Genomic DNA, 18752 nt, shown 5'->3' with positions numbered 1-18752 from the left:
ACTTTCGGGCAGCGAAACGGGCGCACCACGTGATGTGGTGCGCCCGCTCGCCCCTCCCCCTGGCTAGCTCACCGGAGACCGATGTTGACGTAGTAGGTCTGGCCGTCGTCGAGCGTGACTCCCACTCGCCAGTAGCTGCCGGCCTGCGTCTTGTCGGTCTTCCAGTTGTACTGGTACTGCGTGCCGTCCCAGGTGTACGTCCCGCCGACGGTCTCGGCCGCCGTGTACGTCGTCTCGTTGACCGCCGCCGTCGTGGCGCTCCCCTTGACCGGGTTCAACCACTTCGGCGTGCTGCCGGCCTGGATGACCTGGCCTGCGGCGTTCTTGAGCTGGAACTTCATCGGGATGGTCTGGCCGGCGTTGAAGACGCTGGTGGCCAGGCCCGTCTGGTGCGCGGTGTCGTTGACCGGCTGGAGGAACAGCGTCGTCCCGTAGCCGTAGACCACCGTGTAGGTGACCTTCGCCGTTCCCACGTTGCCGGCCTTGTCGGTCGCCGTGGCGGTGTAGGTGAAGGTGCCGACGCCATTGGCGGTGCCGCCGGTCCTGGTGCCCGTTGCCGGGGCGGCCAGACCGCTGGTGCCGTCCGTGGCGCTGGCCGTGGCGGTGGGGACCGCACCGAGTGTGTAGACGGCGCCGTCCTTGACCCCGCCGATAGTCACGGCCGGAGCGACCGTGTCGACGTTGATCCCGCCGACGGCCGTGGTGCCCTTGTTGCCCGCGTTGTCGACCGCCGTGCCCGTGGCGGTGTTCGCGCCTTGGGCGGCGAGCGTCGCGTCGGGCTGGCAGCTGGCGATCCCGCTGACGGCGTCCTTGCAATCAAACTGCACGGTCACGTTGCTGCTGTACCAGCCAGCGGCGTTCGGGCTGGTGGTGGCCTTGCCGGTGATCGTCGGCGCGGTCATGTCTACCAGGACCGTGGCCGTGCCGGCGGTCTCGGTGTTGCCGGCGTTGTCGACGCTCCAGTAGGAAACCTCGTGGGTGCCTTCGCTGGTGATGCTGACCGAGGCACCCACCTGCTTCGCTCCGCCGTCGACCGTGTAGTACGTGCCCGCGACGCCCGACAGGTTGTCGGTCGCGCTGAGCTCCACGGTGACGTTCTTGCTCTGCCAGCCGCTGGGTGCGGTGGCGTCGGTGCTCGGGGCGTGCCGGTCGATCTTGATGCCCTTGACCGTGGTGCTGGCCGTGTTGCCGGCCTTGTCGCTCACCGAGGCGCTGGTCGACAGGGCGTCGCCCTCGCTGGTGATCGTGCTGTCGGCCGGTGTGGCGCCGTCTATGCCGGAGAGGGCGTCGGCGGCGGTCCACTTGACGGTGACGTCGCCGTTGTACCAACCGTTGCCGTTGGAGGTCGCGGTCGCGGCGCCGCTCAGGGTCGGGTCGGTCTTGTCGACGTTGACGCCGGTGATGGCGAAGGCGTCGCTGGTGTTGTCCGCGGCGTCGGTGGCGGTGCCTCCGGCGCTCTGGTTGGCACCCTCACCGAGGATCTTGGCGGCCGGGCACGACAGGACGCCGGAGAGGCCGTCCTGGTCGGCGCAGGTGAACGTCGCGGTGACGTCCGCCTTGAACCAGCCGTTCGGGTTCGCGTCGGCCGACAGGCTGCCGGAGACGGTCGGCTTGGTCTTGTCGACGTTGACGCTGGTCTCGTCCGTAGCCGAGTTGCCGGCCTTGTCGGTGGCCTTGCCCTCGACCTTCTGCGCGTTGCCCTCGCCCTTGGTGACAGGGGCGGTGCAGGAGGCGACGCCGGAACCGCTGTCGGTGCACGTGAAGGTGACGGTCACGTCGCTGTTGTTCCAGGTCCGCGTGTTGGCGGCCGGAGCCTGGGTGTGGCTGATCCCGGGCGCCGTCTTGTCGATCTTGACGGTGACGTTCTTCTGCGCCTCGACATTGCCGGCGACGTCCACGCTCCACACCTGGAGAGTGTGGACGCCCTCGGTGTCGATGGTGACGCTGGCGCCGTCCGCGACCGGCTTGCTGTCGAGCTGGTAGTGCGTGACCGCGACCCCGGAGAGGCTGTCACCGGCGGTGAGCTTGACCGTGACAGCGCTGTTGCTCCAGTCCGAGACGTCCGAGACCGTCGTGCTGGGAGCGGTGCGGTCGATCTTGACCGGGTCGCTCTTCGCGGAGGTCTCGTTGCCGGCCAGGTCGCGGACCGAGGTGCCTGCAGTCAGCCCGGTGCCCTCACCGTCGATGGTGCTGTCGGCCGGGGCCGCCCCGTCGAGGCCCGAGAGGGCGTCAGCGGCGGTCCACTTCACGGTGACGTCGCCCTTGTACCAGCCGGCCCCGTTCGGGTCGGTGGTGGCGGCGCCGCTCAGCGTCGGGGCGGTCTTGTCGACGTTGATCGGACCCACCGTGCGGTCGGTGCTGTTGCCGGCGGTGTCGGTCGCGGTGCCCTTGACCGACTGCGCCTTGCCCTCGCCGAGGGTGGAGGGTGCCGGGCAGCTGGCGATGCCGGACAGGGTGTCACGGCAGCGGAAGCCGATCGTGACGTCGCCGGCGTACCAGCCGTTGGCGTTGGCCGCCCGGTCCGGACGCCCGCCGATCCGCGGTGCCACGGTGTCGATGCTGACGGTGACATTGTCGGTGAAGGTGTTGCCGGCGTTGTCCACGGCAGTGCCGGGGACGGCCTGGTCCTGTCCGTCCGTGCTCACCTCGGCGTCGGGCGAGCAGCTCGCCACGCCTGAGAGCGCGTCCTTGCAGTCGTAGGCGACGCTGACCGGGGTGTTGTTCCAGCCCTTGGCGTTCGGGGCCGGCGTGAAGGTGTGGCCGACGGTCGGCTTGGTGAGGTCGATCTTCACCGTGGCGGTGTGTGCCGCCTCGGTGTTGCCGGCCTCGTCCACGCTCCAGTACTTCAGGGTGTGGATGCCCTCGGTGTCGATAGTCAGCAGTGCGCCCTTGACGGCGTCGCCGTTGTCGACCTTGTAGTAGGTCGCGTCGACCCCGGACAGGCCATCGGCTGCCTCCAAGCTGACCGTGACCTTGCTGTTGTTCCAGCCGGCCGGCGCGTCCGCGCCGGTGGTCGGAGCGGTGCGGTCGATGTTGACCGCGGCGCTGTCGGCGGTGGTGCTGTTGCCGGCCTTGTCGGTCACCGTGGCGGTGTCCTTGAGGCCACTGCCCTCGCCGGTGATGGTGCTGTTGGCGGGAGCGGACGCCACGCCGGAGCGGTCGTCAGTGGCGGTCCAGTCGATCGTGACGTCGCCCTTGTACCAGCCGTTGCTGTTCGCGGAGCCTGTCGGCTCGCCGGACAGCGTAGGGGCGGTCTCGTCGACGTTGACGCCACCGACGGTGGTGCTTTCGGAGTTGCCGGCCGCATCGACCGCGATGCCCTCGATGGACTGGTTGGTGCCCTGACCGAACGTCTTGTCGGCGGTGACGCTGTCGATGCCGGACAGGGTGTCGTCGCCCTTGAAGTGGACGGTGACGTCGGTTTTGTTCCAGCCGAAGTCGTTGGCGACCGGCGTGCGGCTGCCCTTGATCGTGGGCTTGGTCTTGTCCAGGCTCACCGTTGTCGGGTCAGTCGCCGTGTTGCCGGCATTGTCGATCGCGGTGCCGGCGACCGGCTGATCCTTGCCTTCGGCCGTGACGGTCTGCGGAGCCGTGCAGCTGGCGACCCCTGACAGGCCCGCCTGGTCCTTGCAGGTGAACGTCACGGTGACGTCCGCGTTGTTCCAACCGTTGCCGTTCGCAATCGGGTCGAGCGTGTGCGTGATCGTCGGGTTGCTCTTGTCGATGTAGACGAAGACGCTCCTCGCGGCCTCGGTGTTGCCCGCCTTGTCGACCGAGTAGTAGTCGATCTGGTGAGTGCCCTCGGTGGTCAGCGTGACCCTGGTGCCGGTCTGCGCTTCGCCGCCGTCGACGGTGTAGTGCGTCAGTTCCGGTCCGGACAGGGCGTCGTGCGGCGTCAGGGTGACGTCGACGCTGCTGTTCACCCACCCGCCGGGGGCCGATACGTCGGTGCTCGGGGCGGTCTTGTCGATGTTGACCGGCTGGCTCGCGGCGGTGGTGCTGTTGCCGGCTTTGTCCGAGACGGAGGCCGAGGCGGTCTGGCCCTCGCCCTCGGTCGAGAGGACCGAGTCGGCGGGCATGTCGCCGGCGAGACCGGAGAGGGCGTCGTCCGCGGACCAGGTCTGCGTGACATTCGCGTTGTACCAGCCGTTGGCGTTCGGGCTCGTGGTGGGAGCGGCGCTCAGGTTCGGCTTGGTCTTGTCAACGTTGATGTCGGTGACGCTTGCACTGGCGGTGTTGCCGGCGTTGTCCGTGGCGGTGCCGTCGACCTTCTGGTTCTCACCCTCTGCCAGGCGCTGAGGGTCGGTCACGGTGTCGATGCCGGACAGGCCATCCGTGCCAACGAAGGAGACGGTGACGTCGTCGGAGTACCAGCCGGCCGCGTTTGCCGCTCGGTCGGGAGCACCGGAGATCGTCGGTGGAGCCTTGTCGATGTTGACGGTTGCCGTCCCCGTGATGCTGTTGCCCGCGTTGTCGGTCGCCGTTCCGGTGATCTGCTGCGCCTCACCCTCGGTGCTGACGTTCTGCGGCTTCGTGCAGTCCTTCAGGCCGGACAGGGCGGTCTGGTCCTCGCAGGCGAAGCGGACCGCCACGTCGCTGTTGTTCCAGCCGTGCGCGTTCTGCTCAGGCGACTGGCTCGGCGTGATGCTCGGGGAGGTGAGGTCCAGCTGCACGGTGAATGACTTCGCGGCTTCCTTGTTGCCCGCGTTGTCGACCGAGTAGTAGCTGACGGTGTGCACGCCCTCGGCGCCGACGGTGACGGTGTTGCCCTTGGTGGCGGTGGTGGCGCCGTCAATGGCGTAGTACGTGCTGTCGACGTCGGAGAGGTTGTCGTTGGCCGACAGGCCGACGGTCACGGGGGCGTTGACCCAGCCGCCAGGGACGCCGGTGACCGAGGTGGTCGGCGCGGTGCGGTCGACCTTGATGCCGTCGACGGTGGCAGAAGCGGTGTGGCCGGCCTTGTCGGTGATGCTGGCCGAGGCGGACAGGTCGCTGCCCTCGCCCTTGACGACCGAGTCGGCCGGGCAGGCGACGACGCCGGAAAGGTTGTCGGCGCAGGTCCAGTGGATCGTCACGTCGCCGGTGAACCAGCCCTTGCCGTTCGGGGTGCCGACGACCTTGCCCGTGATGGTGGGCGCGGTCTTGTCGACGTTGACGGCGGGTGTGGTCACCGAGGCGCTGTTACCGGCGGCGTCGGTCGCCGTAGCCGTGTCCGTCTGAGCAGCACCCTCACCGAAGGTGTGCGCCTTGTCCTGGGTCTTGATGCCGGACAGGGCGTCGGAGGCGGTGTAGGTCGCGGTGACGTCGTCGCCGTACCAGCCGTTGCCGTTCGGTGCCGGGAGGGCGTCGACCGTGATGACCGGCTTCGTCTTGTCGATGCTCACGGCGGCCGGGTCCGTCGCGCTGTTGCCGGCGTTGTCCTTCACTGTGCCGGTGACGGCCTGGGCCTCGCCCTCGGTCGTGACCGTCTGCGGGCCGGTGCAGCTCGCGACACCGGACAGCGCGTCGGAGCAGGTGAAGGTGACGGTGACGTTCGCGTTGTTCCAGCCGTCGGCGTTGGCGGCCGGGCTCTGGGTGTGGCCGATGGTCGGCGAGGTCTTGTCGATGCCGAAGGAGACAGTGTGCGCGGCCTCGGTGTTGCCGGCGGCGTCGGTGCTCCAGAACTTCAGGGTGTGGTTGCCCTCGGCGGTGACCGGCACGCTGGTGCCGGCGGTCTGCGCGCCACCGTCGAGCTGGTAGAAGGTCTTGTCGACCCCGGAGAGCCCGTCGTTCGGCACCAGGGTCAGCGTGAGGTCGCTCTTGTTCCAAGCGGGCGGTGCGGTAACGGTGGTGTTGGGGGCGGTCCGGTCGATCTTCACGGCGGCAGACTGCGCGTTCGTCGAGTTGCCGGCCTTGTCGGTCGCGGTGGCGCTCGCGGTCAGCACGGCGCCCTCACCGCTGATCGTGCTGTTCGCCGGGCTGGTCGTGCCCGACAGTGCGTCGGTCGCGGTCCAGGCGACGGCGACGTCGCCGTTGTACCAACCGGCGGCGTTCGGGTCGGTGGTCGGCTTGCCGGACAGCGTGGGTGCGACCTTGTCGATGTTGATGCCGCTCACAGTCGCGCTAGCGGTGTTGTCCGCGTTGTCGACAGCGGTTCCCGTTACAGACTGGTTCGCGCCATCGCCTGTGAGCGTGGTGAGGCTCGGAGAGGCCTTCATGCCTGAGGTGGCGTCGGTGGCCGTGAACGAGACGGTGACGTCGGAGTTGTTCCAACCGTTCGCCTTCGCGGCCGGAGTGCGGGAGCCGGTGATGGTGGGAGCGGTCTTGTCGAGCTTCACGATGACCGGCGAACTCGTGCTGGTGTTGCCGACGTTGTCAGTGACGGTCGCAGCCTTGTTCGTGGTTCCGTCAGCGGTCACGGTGTCGGTCGCCGGGGTGACGTTCTTGACGCCCGAGCCGCCGGTGTCGGCGCCGGTCCAGGTGACCGTCACGTCGCTCTTGTTCCAGCCGGCGCCGTTCGGCGCAGGCGTAACCACTCCGGTGGCCGTCGGTGCGGCGTTGTCCAAGGTGTAAGTGGGCTGCCCCGTAAACATCTCACCCTGGTTGGCAACGCACCGATCCTTGCCGTTGGCGTTTGCGAAGGCCGTCACGGTGACCGGAACGAGCCCGTTGCCTGACCCTGCTGTGAAGATCGGCAGCCCAGAGGTGAAGGTGAAGAGGCCGGCTCCCTGCTGATCCACGCTGCTTGTGCCGCTCGTGACTCTCACACAGGAGGTCTTGTTGTCGGCGTTGACCGTCAGGGTCAGAGCGGCCCCCTGCTTGGCGTAGACCGTGCCGTTGGCTGCCGTGAAGGTGCCCGCGCCGCCGCTGAAGGCGGCTGACGTGACGGAGGCCGCATGGGCGGCGACGCTGGCACCAGTGGCCAGGAGCGTGATGGTGGCAGCTGAAGCAGCCAAGAGCCTACGTGCAGGCATGAATAGGGTTCCCTCCCGTGTGATGCCGACGGGTTCCCCCCCGGGAGTCGACGTGCACAACTTAAGCGGCAAGAAGAGGCGTGTCTTCGCAATCCCAAACGCAGGCGCTTCGCCAGCAATGAGATAAGTCCGTTTTAGCCGTATATAGCCCTTTAAGGGTTCCGTTGCCAGCGCGACTGCGACGACCGATTCTCGCCGGTCGGGAAGCCCAGGGTGGGCGTCAGTGGACCTCCAAGCGGTCGGCCGGTTGCAGGAGAGTTGACCGGCAAGATGCCGTTGCTCCGCCAACTCGAGTTCGGCGCACGGAAGCCGGGTGGACCCCCTCGGATCCCTGACCTTCCGCGCAGCTCTCAGGCGATGTGGACGGGTCCATGTCTACGAATCAAACTGTGCCACAACGCTTTCCAAGCGATCATGTGAGCTGCGCACGAGGGTCTCCCGAAGACCGTGACGACAAGCATCCAACGCCGTGGTGTCGCCGTCCCGGCACGTCTGCATCTTGATCCAGCACTTCTAACGTTGTCGGAGACCGCGTGGATCGACGCGTCGATCGGGCCTCTTGAGCCCGCAATCACCGGCCGCCAGGGGTGCCGCTGCGGCCCAATCTCGAGCGTTTGCAAGGTTGAACGCCGGGACCCTTCCACGGCGATCGGCGTTTACGAAGTTGAACGCCGAACTGGCTTTGTCACGAGCGGTTGCCACATACCGTTGGAAAAGCCGAGGGCGAGCACGCCACTTTCTTTCCTCGCGTTATGGGGAGCACTGGAATGGATATCCAGTCGAGGGCCGCGACAGGGAGGGAAGTCATGAGCACGACGACGAAGCCGTATGCCGCCCGACCGCTCGGCTGCCCGACCTGGTGCGTCCAGCCACACGGCATACGCAAGGGTGAGGACGACACCATCCACGTCAGCGGTGAGCTCCTCGTTCGGGGCACATCGCTGCGGCTGTGCACGACCATCGATCCGCTGACGCAGCAGGTGGACGGGCCCTACGTCCTGCTCGGCGGTGAGGAATACACGCTCCACCAGGCCGACGCCCTCATCGACGCTCTCACGCAGCTGGTCGACGAGGGCATGATGGTCAGTCGCCGCGAAGGAGCTTGAAGGCGCTCTCGCGGTCCTTGACGCGGAGCTTCTTCAGGACGGAGGACACGTGCACGCGGACGGTCGTGGCCGAGAGGAAGAGGCGGCGGGCGACCTCGTCGGTGGTGAGTCCCTCGCTGAGCAGCTGCATGACCTCCCACTCGCGAGCGCTGACCCTGGCCGCGGCGACGGTGGGGCGCCCGAAGCGGCCCTTCCTCGGCGCGCGGAACTCGTCCATGATGCGCGCCACCAGACGCGGCGGCATCGCACCCTCGCCTGCCAGAACCCCCCGCAGCAGGTCGGCGAGCTCCCTGGGGTCGCTGTCCTTGAGCAGGTAGCCGGAGGCGCCGGCGCGCAGGGAGTCGAAGAGGTCCTCGTCCTCCGCTGACTGTGTCAGCATTACGACCGCGACCTCGGGCGCGGCCCGAACGATGTCCCGAGCAGCCTGTATGCCGTTGCCGGGCATGTGGATGTCGAGCAGCGCCACGTCGGGGCGGTGCTCGACCACCAGGCGGACGGCATCCTCCGCGGTGGCTGCTTCTCCGCACACCTGGCAGCCGCCCTCCTCGAGGGCGTCACGCACCCGCCCGCGCATGCGGGCGTGGTCGTCGGCGATGACGACCCGGATCGTCACCAGGTCACCTGCACGGTGGTGCCCCTGCCCGGCGCGGAGTCGATGGTGAACGAGCCGCGGAGCGTGGCAGCCCGCTCCTCCATGCTCGTGAGGCCGTAGCCCGTCGACTGCCGCTTCGCCGCGGCCGGGTCGAAGCCGTGGCCATCGTCCTCGACGAGGAGCCGTCGTCCCTGCTCGGAGCTGGCGAGGCGAAGGCGTACGCGGTCGGTGCCGCCGTGCCTGATGGCGTTGGACACCGCTTCGCGGGTGATGCGGACGAGGGTGTGCCGCTGGTCGGCATCGGCCCTCACGGAGTCGTCCAGCTCGACCTCGAGGCTGGCGTGGTAGCGCTCGGCGACCTGCCGGGCGGCACGATGCAGGGCGAAGCCCAGCGGCTCGTCGGAGCTGCGGCCCAGCGCGTCGACGGCGCCGCGTGCTTCGTCGAGCGCGCGGTCACAGGCCCCGATGATGCGTTCTCTGCCAGCCGGATCCGCGGTGGCGATGAAGGTCTCGGAGCGGATGTACGTGAGCTCCTGGATGACGCCGTCGTGGAGCTCTCGCGCCAGGCGGCGCCGGTCCTCGAGGACTGCGGCTCGCGCTTGCGCCGACCAGTAGCGGCTGATCTCCCGCGCGGCACCGACGAGAAGGACGACGTAGCAGCCGGTGCGCAGCAGGTCGCCGGTGTAGAGCCAGTCGCTGTAGAGGGACGGGAAGAGCACGTAGTTGAGGCGGGCGAACGCCGCCAGGCCGAAGGCGGGACCCAGCCACCGCAGCAGCTCGTCCTCCTTGCCGGGGCGCCGAACGGCTGTGGCGGCGAAGAGGACCGAGGCGACTGCAAAGCAGGCTGCGGTCAGGGCGTGGGAGACGAGCAGTGCCGGGTGCCCGCTGATCACCGGGCGTTGGGCGGAGGTCGGTGGAGTCTCTGCCAACGCCACCGGCAGCGAGTCGTGAAGTGCCCAAGTGAGGACGACAGCGAGGGCTATGACGGCCCACGGCAGAACTTTGACGGCAGTGCCTGACGTGGGCGAGACGAGCCGGGCGCCGGCCAGGGAGGCGACGAGCACCAGAGCAGCCCCCACGGCTCGGAGCGCCACGGGCAGCCAGACCTCGGCACGCCCGTCGTCGAGGCCGAGGAGGTGCATGCCAAGGGTCATGCCCACACCGGCGAACGCGAGGAGGAAGAGGCCGTCCGTCAGGAGAAGGTCCTGCATGCGCCCGCTGCGCTGGTAGCGGCCGAAGAGAAGGAAGGCGACCAGGAAGGCGACACCGGTGTCGAGACAGTCGAGCACGAGGTGAAGCTCGGGGCTGTGGTACGCGAAGAGCAGGTAGGGGGTGCCCAGGATGACCGCCGTGACACTGAGCCCGAGAGCCCACCCGAACATGGTGGGGGCAGCCATCGAGGTGATCACCTCGCGGCTCGGTCCTCTCCGACCGTCCACCCCGCCCTGACGCATGCTCGGAGTGTAGGTTCCAGGTTTGCTCGAGATCACGAGATCGTCCCGATAGATCCTGTAAACGGTAAAAATGATTGCCGTTGAGCGGAGTGACGGGTTGCGCAAGCGAACGGGCGCCCCATCCGCGGATGGGGCGCCCGCCCTTAGGGGTGGCTCGCGGACTACTTCAGCTTGAACAGTGCGAGGTTGCTCGAGGTGCCGTCGACGGTCGTGACCTTGACCGAGTAGCAGGTCCCAGGCGACTTCGGGGTCTGCCAGTTCTGGATGAACTGGCCGGCCGTCGTGTCATAGCGCGGGCTGGTGCCGCCGGTTGTGACGAGCTGCTCAATCGCGTCCTCCGTCGCCGTTGTGCCGGCGCAGGTGACCTTGTTGACGGTGAACTTGCTGACGATCGACGGGTCCGTCAGCTCCTTCGTACCGGCGAAGACCTCGAACTTGAGCGGCACAGTGGAGCCGCCCTTGACGGTGTTCCAGACGCCGCCCATGTCGACGGGCTGGTAGAACGCGAAGATCGTCCAGGCCTTGACCGTGTAGGTGGCTAATGGGGTCGCGCTGCTCCAGCCTGCGACGTCCTTCGCCGTCGCAACCAGCGTGTGGGTGCCCACGGCGGTGGAGTAGCCGCTGACTGCGCAGCTCTCGGGCCCGGACACGCTGTCGTGTGCGGTGCACGTCGGCGCGGCCGGGACCTCGCCGAAGTAGTACGAGTCGGCGAAGGAGGAGTCCATAGTGGCGGTGGGCGCAGTCAGGTCGATCTGGAAGCTCTGGGACGCAGCACCTGCCGGCGCGACGTTCCCTGCCAGGTCGGAGGCTTGAGGGCTGTCGACGACGACGCCGGAACCCTCTGCGCCCGTGGGCGAAGTGGCGCTGACCGTCGGCTGCGCCGGGCCCGAAGTCGCGTCGCTCACCACGAAGGTGGCCGTGACCGGCGAGACGTACCAACCGTTCTGGCCGTCGGGAGACGGAGCAGAGGCGTTGGCAACCGTAGGTGCGGTGGCGTCGCGCTTGATGCTGACCGTCTGCTGCGCGGGCGCGCCGCCTGCGCTCGTGGCTGAGCAGCTGTAGTCCGTCGGGAACTGGTCGCTGGTGATCGTCGTGTTCACGCAACCCGTCATCTTCAGCGAGTTCGGTGACTCGGGCTCCGCAACGGTCCACGTCAGCGACACATCGCTGCGGTACCAGCCCGCGAGGCCATCAGGATCGGCCGGGCTGAGGACGTACGAGATCGCGGGGGCGGACTCGTCGATGATCGAGTAGGTCACCGAGCTCATTGCCTTGAGACCGCCCTTGTCCGTGTAGGAGCAGGTCGCCGTCTGGGAGCCGATGCCGTCCGAGGCGTACGGGCCGTCAACAGCCGAGAGCGTGGCGGCGAAGATCGAAGCCCCGTCCTCGGCATCGGACACCGCGCACGTGGCCGTCGGAACGGAGCCCTTCGGGAAGGAGGCGCCGTCCGATACGCCGGTGATCCCCACGCTCGGCGGGGTGTTGGCGCCCCCCGGCGCGATGACGTTGACGTTGAAGACCGCTGGTCCGAAGTCGAAGAGCCGCCCCGTGCTGTTCGAGTACTCCTTGAGCGAGATGGTGCTCCAGCCCACCTTAAGCGCCTTGACGCTGAGCGTCGGCGTTGCTCCGCAGCTGTCGAACGTGATGCGGTTCGGCGTCACCGTGGCGACGCTGGCGTCGGAGGACGCCACGTCGACGACGAGGGTCGTCTTGCCGGTGAGGTTGCACCCGTTCTTGTTGTCGCCCTTGGTGGGCACGACCGCGAGAAGTGTCGATCCACTGCCACCCACGATGAGCGGCATGGTCTCGACGACGCTGTCCACCGTGGTGTCCAGCGTGTTTGTGATGTTGTCAGCCAGGGCGCTGGTGGCCGTGGCAAAGATGGTGATGGCGGCTGCTGAGGCAGCCAGAACTGAGCGAGCTCTCATGCTCGAAGGTCCCCTCCTGCGATGTGCCGGATCGACCCCCCGAGCCGGCAAGGCTCAGGCTAGGAGCACATAACTACTTTTGTAGGCAAATAGAAGCATTGCTCAAAGTGTCGCGAGTGCTTTGGCGGTATTCATCCGTTTATGTCCGAATTATCTGCGAGCAAAATGCATGAGTCTCTATCAATGTCAGGATCTGCGCAAGGAGCCGAACTTTCATTCGCTCGGTGTAACCAGCCTGAATTCGTCTTTCCCCTGACGGGCGAATGACCCCCCTGTGGGCGCACCCTCCTCGTCTGTGGCGAGCGACTTACGTCTACGGCGGAAGGGTGCCTCTATCCACCGATAGGAAGCGGCGCCAAGAAGGACACCGGCCGGGACGACGACAAGCAGCCGTGCCCACCATGGCCAGTGCCACACCTCTCGAAGCCAGAACGCGAATGGACCGTTCCAGAGGTAAATGCTGTAGGACCGCTCACCGAACCAGCGGAACACTTTCGCCTTCAGCACAGCTCCACCAGGGCCTGCGGCGCTTGGGAGCAGTAGAGCGACGGCCATGGCAGTAATGACCGGAGTGACCGTCACCGTGGCCACCTCGGGCAGGGCGGCGCCAACCACGATCAGTCCCCAGCCGACGTATCTGACAGGACTTTTCTTGGGCTCGGCCCGCATGCCCAACCAAGCGGCTACGGCTGCACCGGTGAGGAGAGGCAAGGCGGCCGCCTCGGACGAGAAATAGATCCGGTACCAAGGGGCGTCGGAGGCCACGGCCCACGCCAACCATGCAAATGCGGCTGCAACTCCAAGCCCGGCGGTAAGCATCACGGCGCGTCGTCCGCGTCGCGCAATCACGAACACGATGAGCGGCCAGACGAGGTAGAACTGCTCCTCGACGGCGAGTGACCAAGTGTGCGTGAGACTGGCGAGGTTCAAGCCACTGACAAGGAACCAGTTGCCGACATAGAACAGGGCGGCGGCGGCTTCTTGCCACGTGAAGAAGAGGGGGCCGAGGAAGCCTCCCGCCACTGCTACCGCTGCGATGGAAACCAAGAGCGCTGGTACGAGTCTGCGGGCACGCCGCGCATAAAACGCTCTGAAATCGATGGCTCCGCGTCGTTCGTACTCCTCAAGGAGTAGCTCGGTGATCAAAAACCCGGAGAGGCCGAAGAACAGCCCCACCCCAACGGACCCAGCGCTCTCTAGGGGTAGCCCGCCGTGACGCGCAAGCACAAGCAGGATCGCAGTGCCACGCAACCCGTCCAGCGCTGGCCTACGCCCCAGGCGCCATCGATCCCCTGTCCCCTGCATGCGCCCCACTTTGCCGGATGGGAGCCGATTCGTGCGGCGCTATCCGTGAAAGGAGATCGATGTCTACCGAACTTGCCGGTGCCGCCAGCGGGCTTGCGGTGCCTGCTTCTCCGGGAGGCCCACTCGCGGTCGGGCCACGGGCAGTAGTCGCCGAAGACGCAGAGCCGGCTGCTCGACCAGCAGCCAGGAGGCGGTCGCAATTGGGGCCACGGTAGACAAAGACCGGAACGCCTCTCAGGCGTGACAGGTGGACTGTGTTGCCTTACGTCCCGCGTTATCACCGCGCGAGTGCCTGCACCGTTGATGCTGAGCCAGTTAACTCGTCGAGTCGTCGAGGTGCCAATGCCTCGGGTCAGGCGGAGGTGGGTGCCGGCTTAGCCGGGCGGTCTGCAGTCGCTGGCTCTTGCTCTGGCGCCCCCATGCCACGACTGGAAGGCGGTTTGCGCAGCACCTCGCTAAGCAGCATAACCACCCCCAGGATGACGTAGACGGCAGAGATCAGCGCCTTCCACCAGGGGAACGTCAGCTCCTCGAAGTCCTTTGCGGTGTATAGCAGCCACACGGTCGGGAACCAGAAGAGGATCAGGACGAGGGCCGCCTTGACTCCCTCTCGACGACTAGCGAAAACGGCGAGCACCACGATGATCCAGACCCAGTGGTGCGTCCACGAGATTGGCGAGCCGAGCAGCCCACCGAGGGCGATCCACGCTAGGGCCTCGACATGAGCCGCCGGTCCACCGTGGGTGAGACTCCGTCGGGCTGCGAGCGCGCCTAGTGCGACGCCGGCGATTGCCAGCAGCAGTTGCAGGCTGAGCGGCACCTCCGATCTTCCGGCCACCCGAAGCAGGGCTGCCAGTAGGGATTGGTTGTCCGTGCCCACGACTGCATCGGCGCCGAACTTGCCAAGTCCGATGAAGCCCCCGCTCCAGAAGGAAAGGCTGCTTGACGGAGCGACCACCAGACCGAGGAGGACCGAGGCCGCGAAGCCGGTACCCGCACGTGCGGCCGAACGCCAGTCCCGCTGGAGCAAGAAGTAGACGACGAAGACAGCGGGCGTGAGCTTGATCCCCGCGGCGATGCCGACGAGGAAGCCGCGGTAGCGCTGGGGCACGACGAGCGCGTCGACCACCACTATTCCCATCAGGATGAGGTTGATCTGTCCGAGCAGCAGGTTACGAAATACGGGCTCAAGTGCTGCCGCTGCGATGACGAGCCAGCACATGACCCACGGCCTCACCTTGAGGCGTCGGCCGACGACCAGCAGGGTGACCAGCAGCGCGACGAGCGAGCCCCCGGTCAGCGTCCATCGTGCGGCCTCTGCGGGCAACAGCGCCAAGGGCACGAACATGGCAGCCGCGAAAGGCGAGTAGGTGAAGCGCAGGTCGACCGCGCTGGCTCCTGCGTAGAGGTCACCACCGTCCAGAAGGGTTCGTGCGCCCATGATGTAGACATCGCTATCCACCCAGATGCCCTTCGCTACCCCTCTCCACTGCACCCATGCCAGTAGCGCCGTTGCGACGAGGACAACGGGCGCAAGTAGTGCCGCGCGGGGGCGTGAGGGATGTGTGCTCATGATCTTCCATAGCTCGAATGACGTGGCGAAGAGGCGACAACTCTGCCGCCCGGTCATTGTGCGTGAGTGCTGCTGAGAAATTCGCTATTCGTCGAAAATCGGGCAGCCTAAAGCTGCGAGAGGACCTGCTCGCCAATGTGGCGCATGCCGCGCAGCACCGCCCAGGCCGTCAGGTGGTCGAGGGTCGTCCCGGGGTTCGGGTCCCAGTTGGCGATGGCAGCCCAGGTGACAGTGCGGCCCCCCGCCGTCACCGCTCCAACGTCGGCTCGCACGCCGGCATCCGTGCCGGTCTTGTTCCAGAATGCCGTCGGCAGCGCCAGCGAGGCATGGTGGGCGATCGGGTCCAAGCCGCCCTGCTCCACCAGGGCCGAGCCGACCATCGACTGGTCGACGTTGGCCGAGAGCCACTCGCGCACCAGCCGGTCCGCGACCGGGCCGGCAGCGGTGTCGGTGGCGAGGGCGGCCATCAGTGCGCTCAGTTCCGAGGCAGTTCCGGTGGAGAGAGCGACCGGGTGGTCGACACCGCGGACGTCGCGCACCTGGTCGTGCAGGGCGGTTGCACGCAGGCCGAGCGCCGTGGCGCGGACCGCCACCTCGGCGAGGCCGACCCGCCGAAGGAGCACGTTGGTCGCAAGGTTGTCGGACACGGCGCCGACCAAAGCGGCGACATCGATGAGGGGGAGGGTCTCGACCGACAACGTGTGCCAGAGGCCGGAGTCGCCGACCCACAGGTCGACCGAGCGGGTGAGCGGCTCGTCGGGCGAGAGGTCACCGGCGGCGAGAAGCCGGGCCGTCTCGACGAGGAGCAGCACCTTGCCGACGGATGCCGTCCGCAACGGTTCGTCGGCACCGGCGGAAGCCAGCGGCATACCGGATCCGTCGCGAAGACAGACCGACCAAGTGACCCCGCCGGCATCGGGAAGCTCGAGCTCCATGTCAGGCAAGAGATCCGAGCCAGGTGGTGAGAGCCGAGTTCACCTCGTCGGGCGCCTCCTCGGTGAGGAAGTGACCGGCGTCCGCGATCCTCACCTGCCGGTAGTCGCCGGGCACGAAGGCGCCCGACCCGTGAGTGACGGAGGCGATGACGCAGCCGTCGTCGCTGCCCTGCAGATGGAGGACGGGGACGCGGATCGCATGACGGATACGTCGCATGAAGAGCGGACCGTCCGGGCGGACGGCTGACCGACCGAGCCAGCGGTAGTGCTCGGCGGCGGAATGGGCGACGAAAGGGATTCTCATCGCGTCGCCGTAGCAGGAGACGTCCTCAGCTGTCGGGAACGTCCCGAAGGGGGACGCCCATGAGCGCAAAAGATCCTCGACGTAGTCGTGCGACCGTGTCATCTCGCGCTCGGGGGCGAACGGCTTCTGCAAGCCGGCGATCCACGACGAGGCGCGACGCTGCTCTGGGCTGGACCACATCGCGTGACGCATGATCCGGGGATGCGGCATCGAGAGGGACACGAGAGCGCGGGTCACGTCGGGCCGCAGGGTCGGCATGCACCAGGCGATCCAGCCGCCGAGGCCCTGACCCATCACGACGGCGTCCTTCTCACCGAGTGCGCGGATGACGCTGGCGGCATCGAGGGTGGCCATGTAGGTGTCATAGCCGCGCGGCGGCTTGTCCGAGGCGCCGTAGCCGCGAAGGTCCATCGCCGCGACCCGGTAGCCCGCCTGGGCCAGGGCCACCATCTGGTGGCGCCACGCATACCAGAACTGTGGGAAACCGTGCAGCAGGAGCACGAGGGGGCCGTCGCCCAGCTCGGCGACGTGGAAGCGGGCGCCGTTGGCGGAGACGTAGCGGTGCTCCCACGGGCCGTCGATGTTGACGAAGGCAGCGTCGACGGACATGGATGCGGCTATAGATCTCTGGTCAGGCGTCGCGAGACGGGTCGGGGGTGATCGCGGCCGTCCCGTTGCTCGAGGAGGCGGCCGGCGCAGTCGGAAGGGCGGCGCGGTCCCACTCGGGACGGGGAGCAGGCGTGGTGGTGCCGGGGTTCTCGGCCGCGGACTTCAGCGTTGCGACGGTGGTCTGCGCCTCGGAGATCGTCTTCTCCGGCGTCGGGTTCACCGTCTTCATCTTCCTCACCCCGAGGGCGGCCAGGACGGCCGCGACGATGAGCATGAAGACGGTGACGATGAGGAAGCTGAGCCAGCGCGGCAGGCCGAGCGCCTGGATGCCCTCCGCGAGCGTGATGAAGATGAAGTAGACGGAGTAGAACGCGACCACGCCCGCTGCGGCGAGGAGGCCGCCGCCGACGCCGGCCTTCTTCACCTGCACCGAGACCTCGGCCTTGGCCAGGGCGATCTCGCTGCGGATCAGCGTCGAGAGGTCCTGGGTGGCGGAGGCGACCAGCTGGCCGAGTGTCCGCTCCTGCCGGGGATCCGTGCTCATCGGCTCACTTCCTCGGTGCTCGTATGTGACGCGGTCGCGCCTGCCTGGTGCAACCCTACTGCCGAGCCCCTACCCGAACGCGCACGGAGGGCACCATCACGCCCGGTCCAGTCGCCCTTCGGTCTCGTAGATGTCAGGGATGCCGTTGTGGTCCTCGTCCGCGGTCTCTCGCGCCTCCACCTGGCGGTAGTGCCGGTTGCGCAGACGCAGCACGACGGTCGCCAGCAGAGCGGCGATGACGCTCCCCGTGAGGACCGCGAGCTTGACGTGGTCGTCGCGCTCGGAACCGCCTCCGAACGCGAGCTCGCCGACGAGCAGGCTGACGGTGAACCCGACGCCCGCCAAGATGGAGAGTCCGAAGACGTCCGTCCAGGCCAGGTCCTCGTCGAGCTCGGCTCGAGTGAAGCGGGCGACCGCCCAGGTGCCGCCGAGGACGCCGATAGCCTTGCCGACGACCAGGCCGACGACGACGCCCACCGCGGCGGGATCTGTCAGGGCGGCGCCCAAGCCGCCGCCGACGACCGTCACGCCGGCCGCGAAAAAGGCGAAGACGGGCACGGCGAAGCCCGCCGAGAAGGGGCGGATCTTGTGCTCGAGCCGCTCGGCCAGCGAGTGGCGGTCGGGGTCGTCCTCGACCTCACGGCTGACCGGCACGAGCAGGCCGAGGACGACACCGGCCACGGTTGCGTGGATGCCGCTGGCGTGCACGAATCCCCAGGCCAGCAGCGCTGGGATGGCGAGCAGGACGGGGTTGGTGATCTTGTGCTTGAGGAGGAGCCGCCAGGCGGCGAGCGGGATGACGGCGGCGAGCAGCCAGAGCAGGTTGACGCTGTCCGTGTAGAAGAGGGCGATGATCGTGATGGCGATGAGGTCGTCGACGACCGCGAGCGTCAGCAGGAAGGATCGGAGCGCAGTCGGCAGGTGCGTGGCGATGACGGCCAGCACTGCGAGCGCGAACGCGATGTCCGTGGCCGTCGGGATCGCCCAGCCCCGGAGTATGCCGCCGATCTCGCTCGCGCTCTCACCCTGGCTCAGCAGCATGGCCGTGACGACGTAGAGGATCGCGGGGAGAGCCACGCCGCAGACAGCTGCGGCGATCGGGAGGGCGGCCTTGCGGCGGTCGGACAGGTCACCGGCGACGAACTCACGCTTGAGCTCGATGCCGGCCACGAGGAAGAAGACGGCGAGCAGGCCGTCGGCCGCCCACGTGCCGAGGGAAAGGTCGAGATGTAGCGCGTGCGGGCCGACCACGGTGTCGCGGAGGGTGGCGTAGCCGTCTCGCCACGGGGAGTTGGCCCACAGCAGCGCGGCCACCGCGGCAGCCAGGAGGATGGCGCCGCCGACCGTCTCGGTGCGCAGCAGGTCGGTGACGTAGCGCGCCTCGCGCCAGGTGCCACGGCCGAGGAGGCGATCCCTCGGGGCGTTGGCTGGCGTGGGGCTGGGGATGGG

11 protein-coding genes are annotated in these 18752 nt (G+C 67.7%); 1 reads left to right on the top strand and 10 read right to left on the bottom strand.

The genetic code is table 11. The features are described from left to right. Positions 1–68: 68 nt before the first annotated feature. A complete protein-coding gene (locus AC3WRT_RS18815; RefSeq protein WP_492724639.1) occupies positions 69–6935 on the bottom strand; it encodes an OmpL47-type beta-barrel domain-containing protein in 6867 nt (2288 codons plus the stop codon). 824 nt (positions 6936–7759) lie between these two features. On the opposite strand from AC3WRT_RS18815, the gene AC3WRT_RS18810 reads away from it, so the two are divergent. Next, positions 7760–8059: a hypothetical protein gene (locus AC3WRT_RS18810; RefSeq protein WP_492724637.1), complete on the top strand. Its 300-nt coding sequence runs from the start codon at positions 7760–7762 to the stop codon at positions 8057–8059. Here the strand turns inward: AC3WRT_RS18810 and AC3WRT_RS18805 are convergent. The 9 genes from AC3WRT_RS18805 to nhaA form a co-directional block, all read right to left on the bottom strand. Continuing rightward, on the bottom strand, positions 8037–8672 hold the full coding sequence (locus tag AC3WRT_RS18805; protein WP_492724635.1) for a response regulator: 636 nt from the start codon (positions 8670–8672) through the stop codon (positions 8037–8039). The genes AC3WRT_RS18810 and AC3WRT_RS18805 overlap by 23 nt on opposite strands. After that, complete coding sequence (locus tag AC3WRT_RS18800) at positions 8669–10105, bottom strand: sensor histidine kinase (protein ID WP_492724633.1); 1437 nt, start codon at positions 10103–10105, stop codon at positions 8669–8671. The genes AC3WRT_RS18805 and AC3WRT_RS18800 overlap by 4 nt, the downstream gene beginning before the upstream one ends. A gap of 161 nt (positions 10106–10266) precedes the next feature. After that, positions 10267–12033 carry a PxKF domain-containing protein gene (locus AC3WRT_RS18795; protein ID WP_492724631.1) on the bottom strand — a complete coding sequence of 589 codons (1767 nt, stop codon included), beginning with the start codon at positions 12031–12033 and terminating at the stop codon, positions 10267–10269. A 213-nt stretch (positions 12034–12246) separates the two neighbouring features. Beyond that, positions 12247–13338, bottom strand: coding sequence for an acyltransferase family protein (locus AC3WRT_RS18790; RefSeq protein WP_492724629.1), 1092 nt, complete (start codon positions 13336–13338; stop codon positions 12247–12249). A 352-nt stretch (positions 13339–13690) separates the two neighbouring features. Then, the gene (locus AC3WRT_RS18785) at positions 13691–14800 is read right to left on the bottom strand and encodes a glycosyltransferase 87 family protein (protein ID WP_492724627.1); all 1110 of its coding nucleotides are present in this window, start codon (positions 14798–14800) and stop codon (positions 13691–13693) included. 218 nt (positions 14801–15018) lie between these two features. Beyond that, positions 15019–15846, bottom strand: a complete 828-nt coding sequence (locus AC3WRT_RS18780; RefSeq protein WP_492724625.1) for a serine hydrolase — start codon at positions 15844–15846, stop codon at positions 15019–15021. A gap of 1 nt (position 15847) precedes the next feature. Next, a complete protein-coding gene (locus AC3WRT_RS18775) occupies positions 15848–16759 on the bottom strand; it encodes an alpha/beta fold hydrolase (RefSeq protein WP_492724623.1) in 912 nt (303 codons plus the stop codon). A 22-nt stretch (positions 16760–16781) separates the two neighbouring features. Then, positions 16782–17303 carry a phage holin family protein gene (locus AC3WRT_RS18770; protein WP_492724621.1) on the bottom strand — a complete coding sequence of 174 codons (522 nt, stop codon included), beginning with the start codon at positions 17301–17303 and terminating at the stop codon, positions 16782–16784. A gap of 96 nt (positions 17304–17399) precedes the next feature. Further along, entirely contained in the window at positions 17400–18749 is a 1350-nt protein-coding gene (gene nhaA, locus AC3WRT_RS18765) for a Na+/H+ antiporter NhaA (RefSeq protein ID WP_492724659.1), read from the bottom strand. Positions 18750–18752 lie beyond the last annotated feature (3 nt).

This window comes from Terrabacter sp. FW104-15G4B (assembly GCF_058790095.1).
This window is presented reverse-complemented; position numbering and strand designations above follow the sequence as displayed.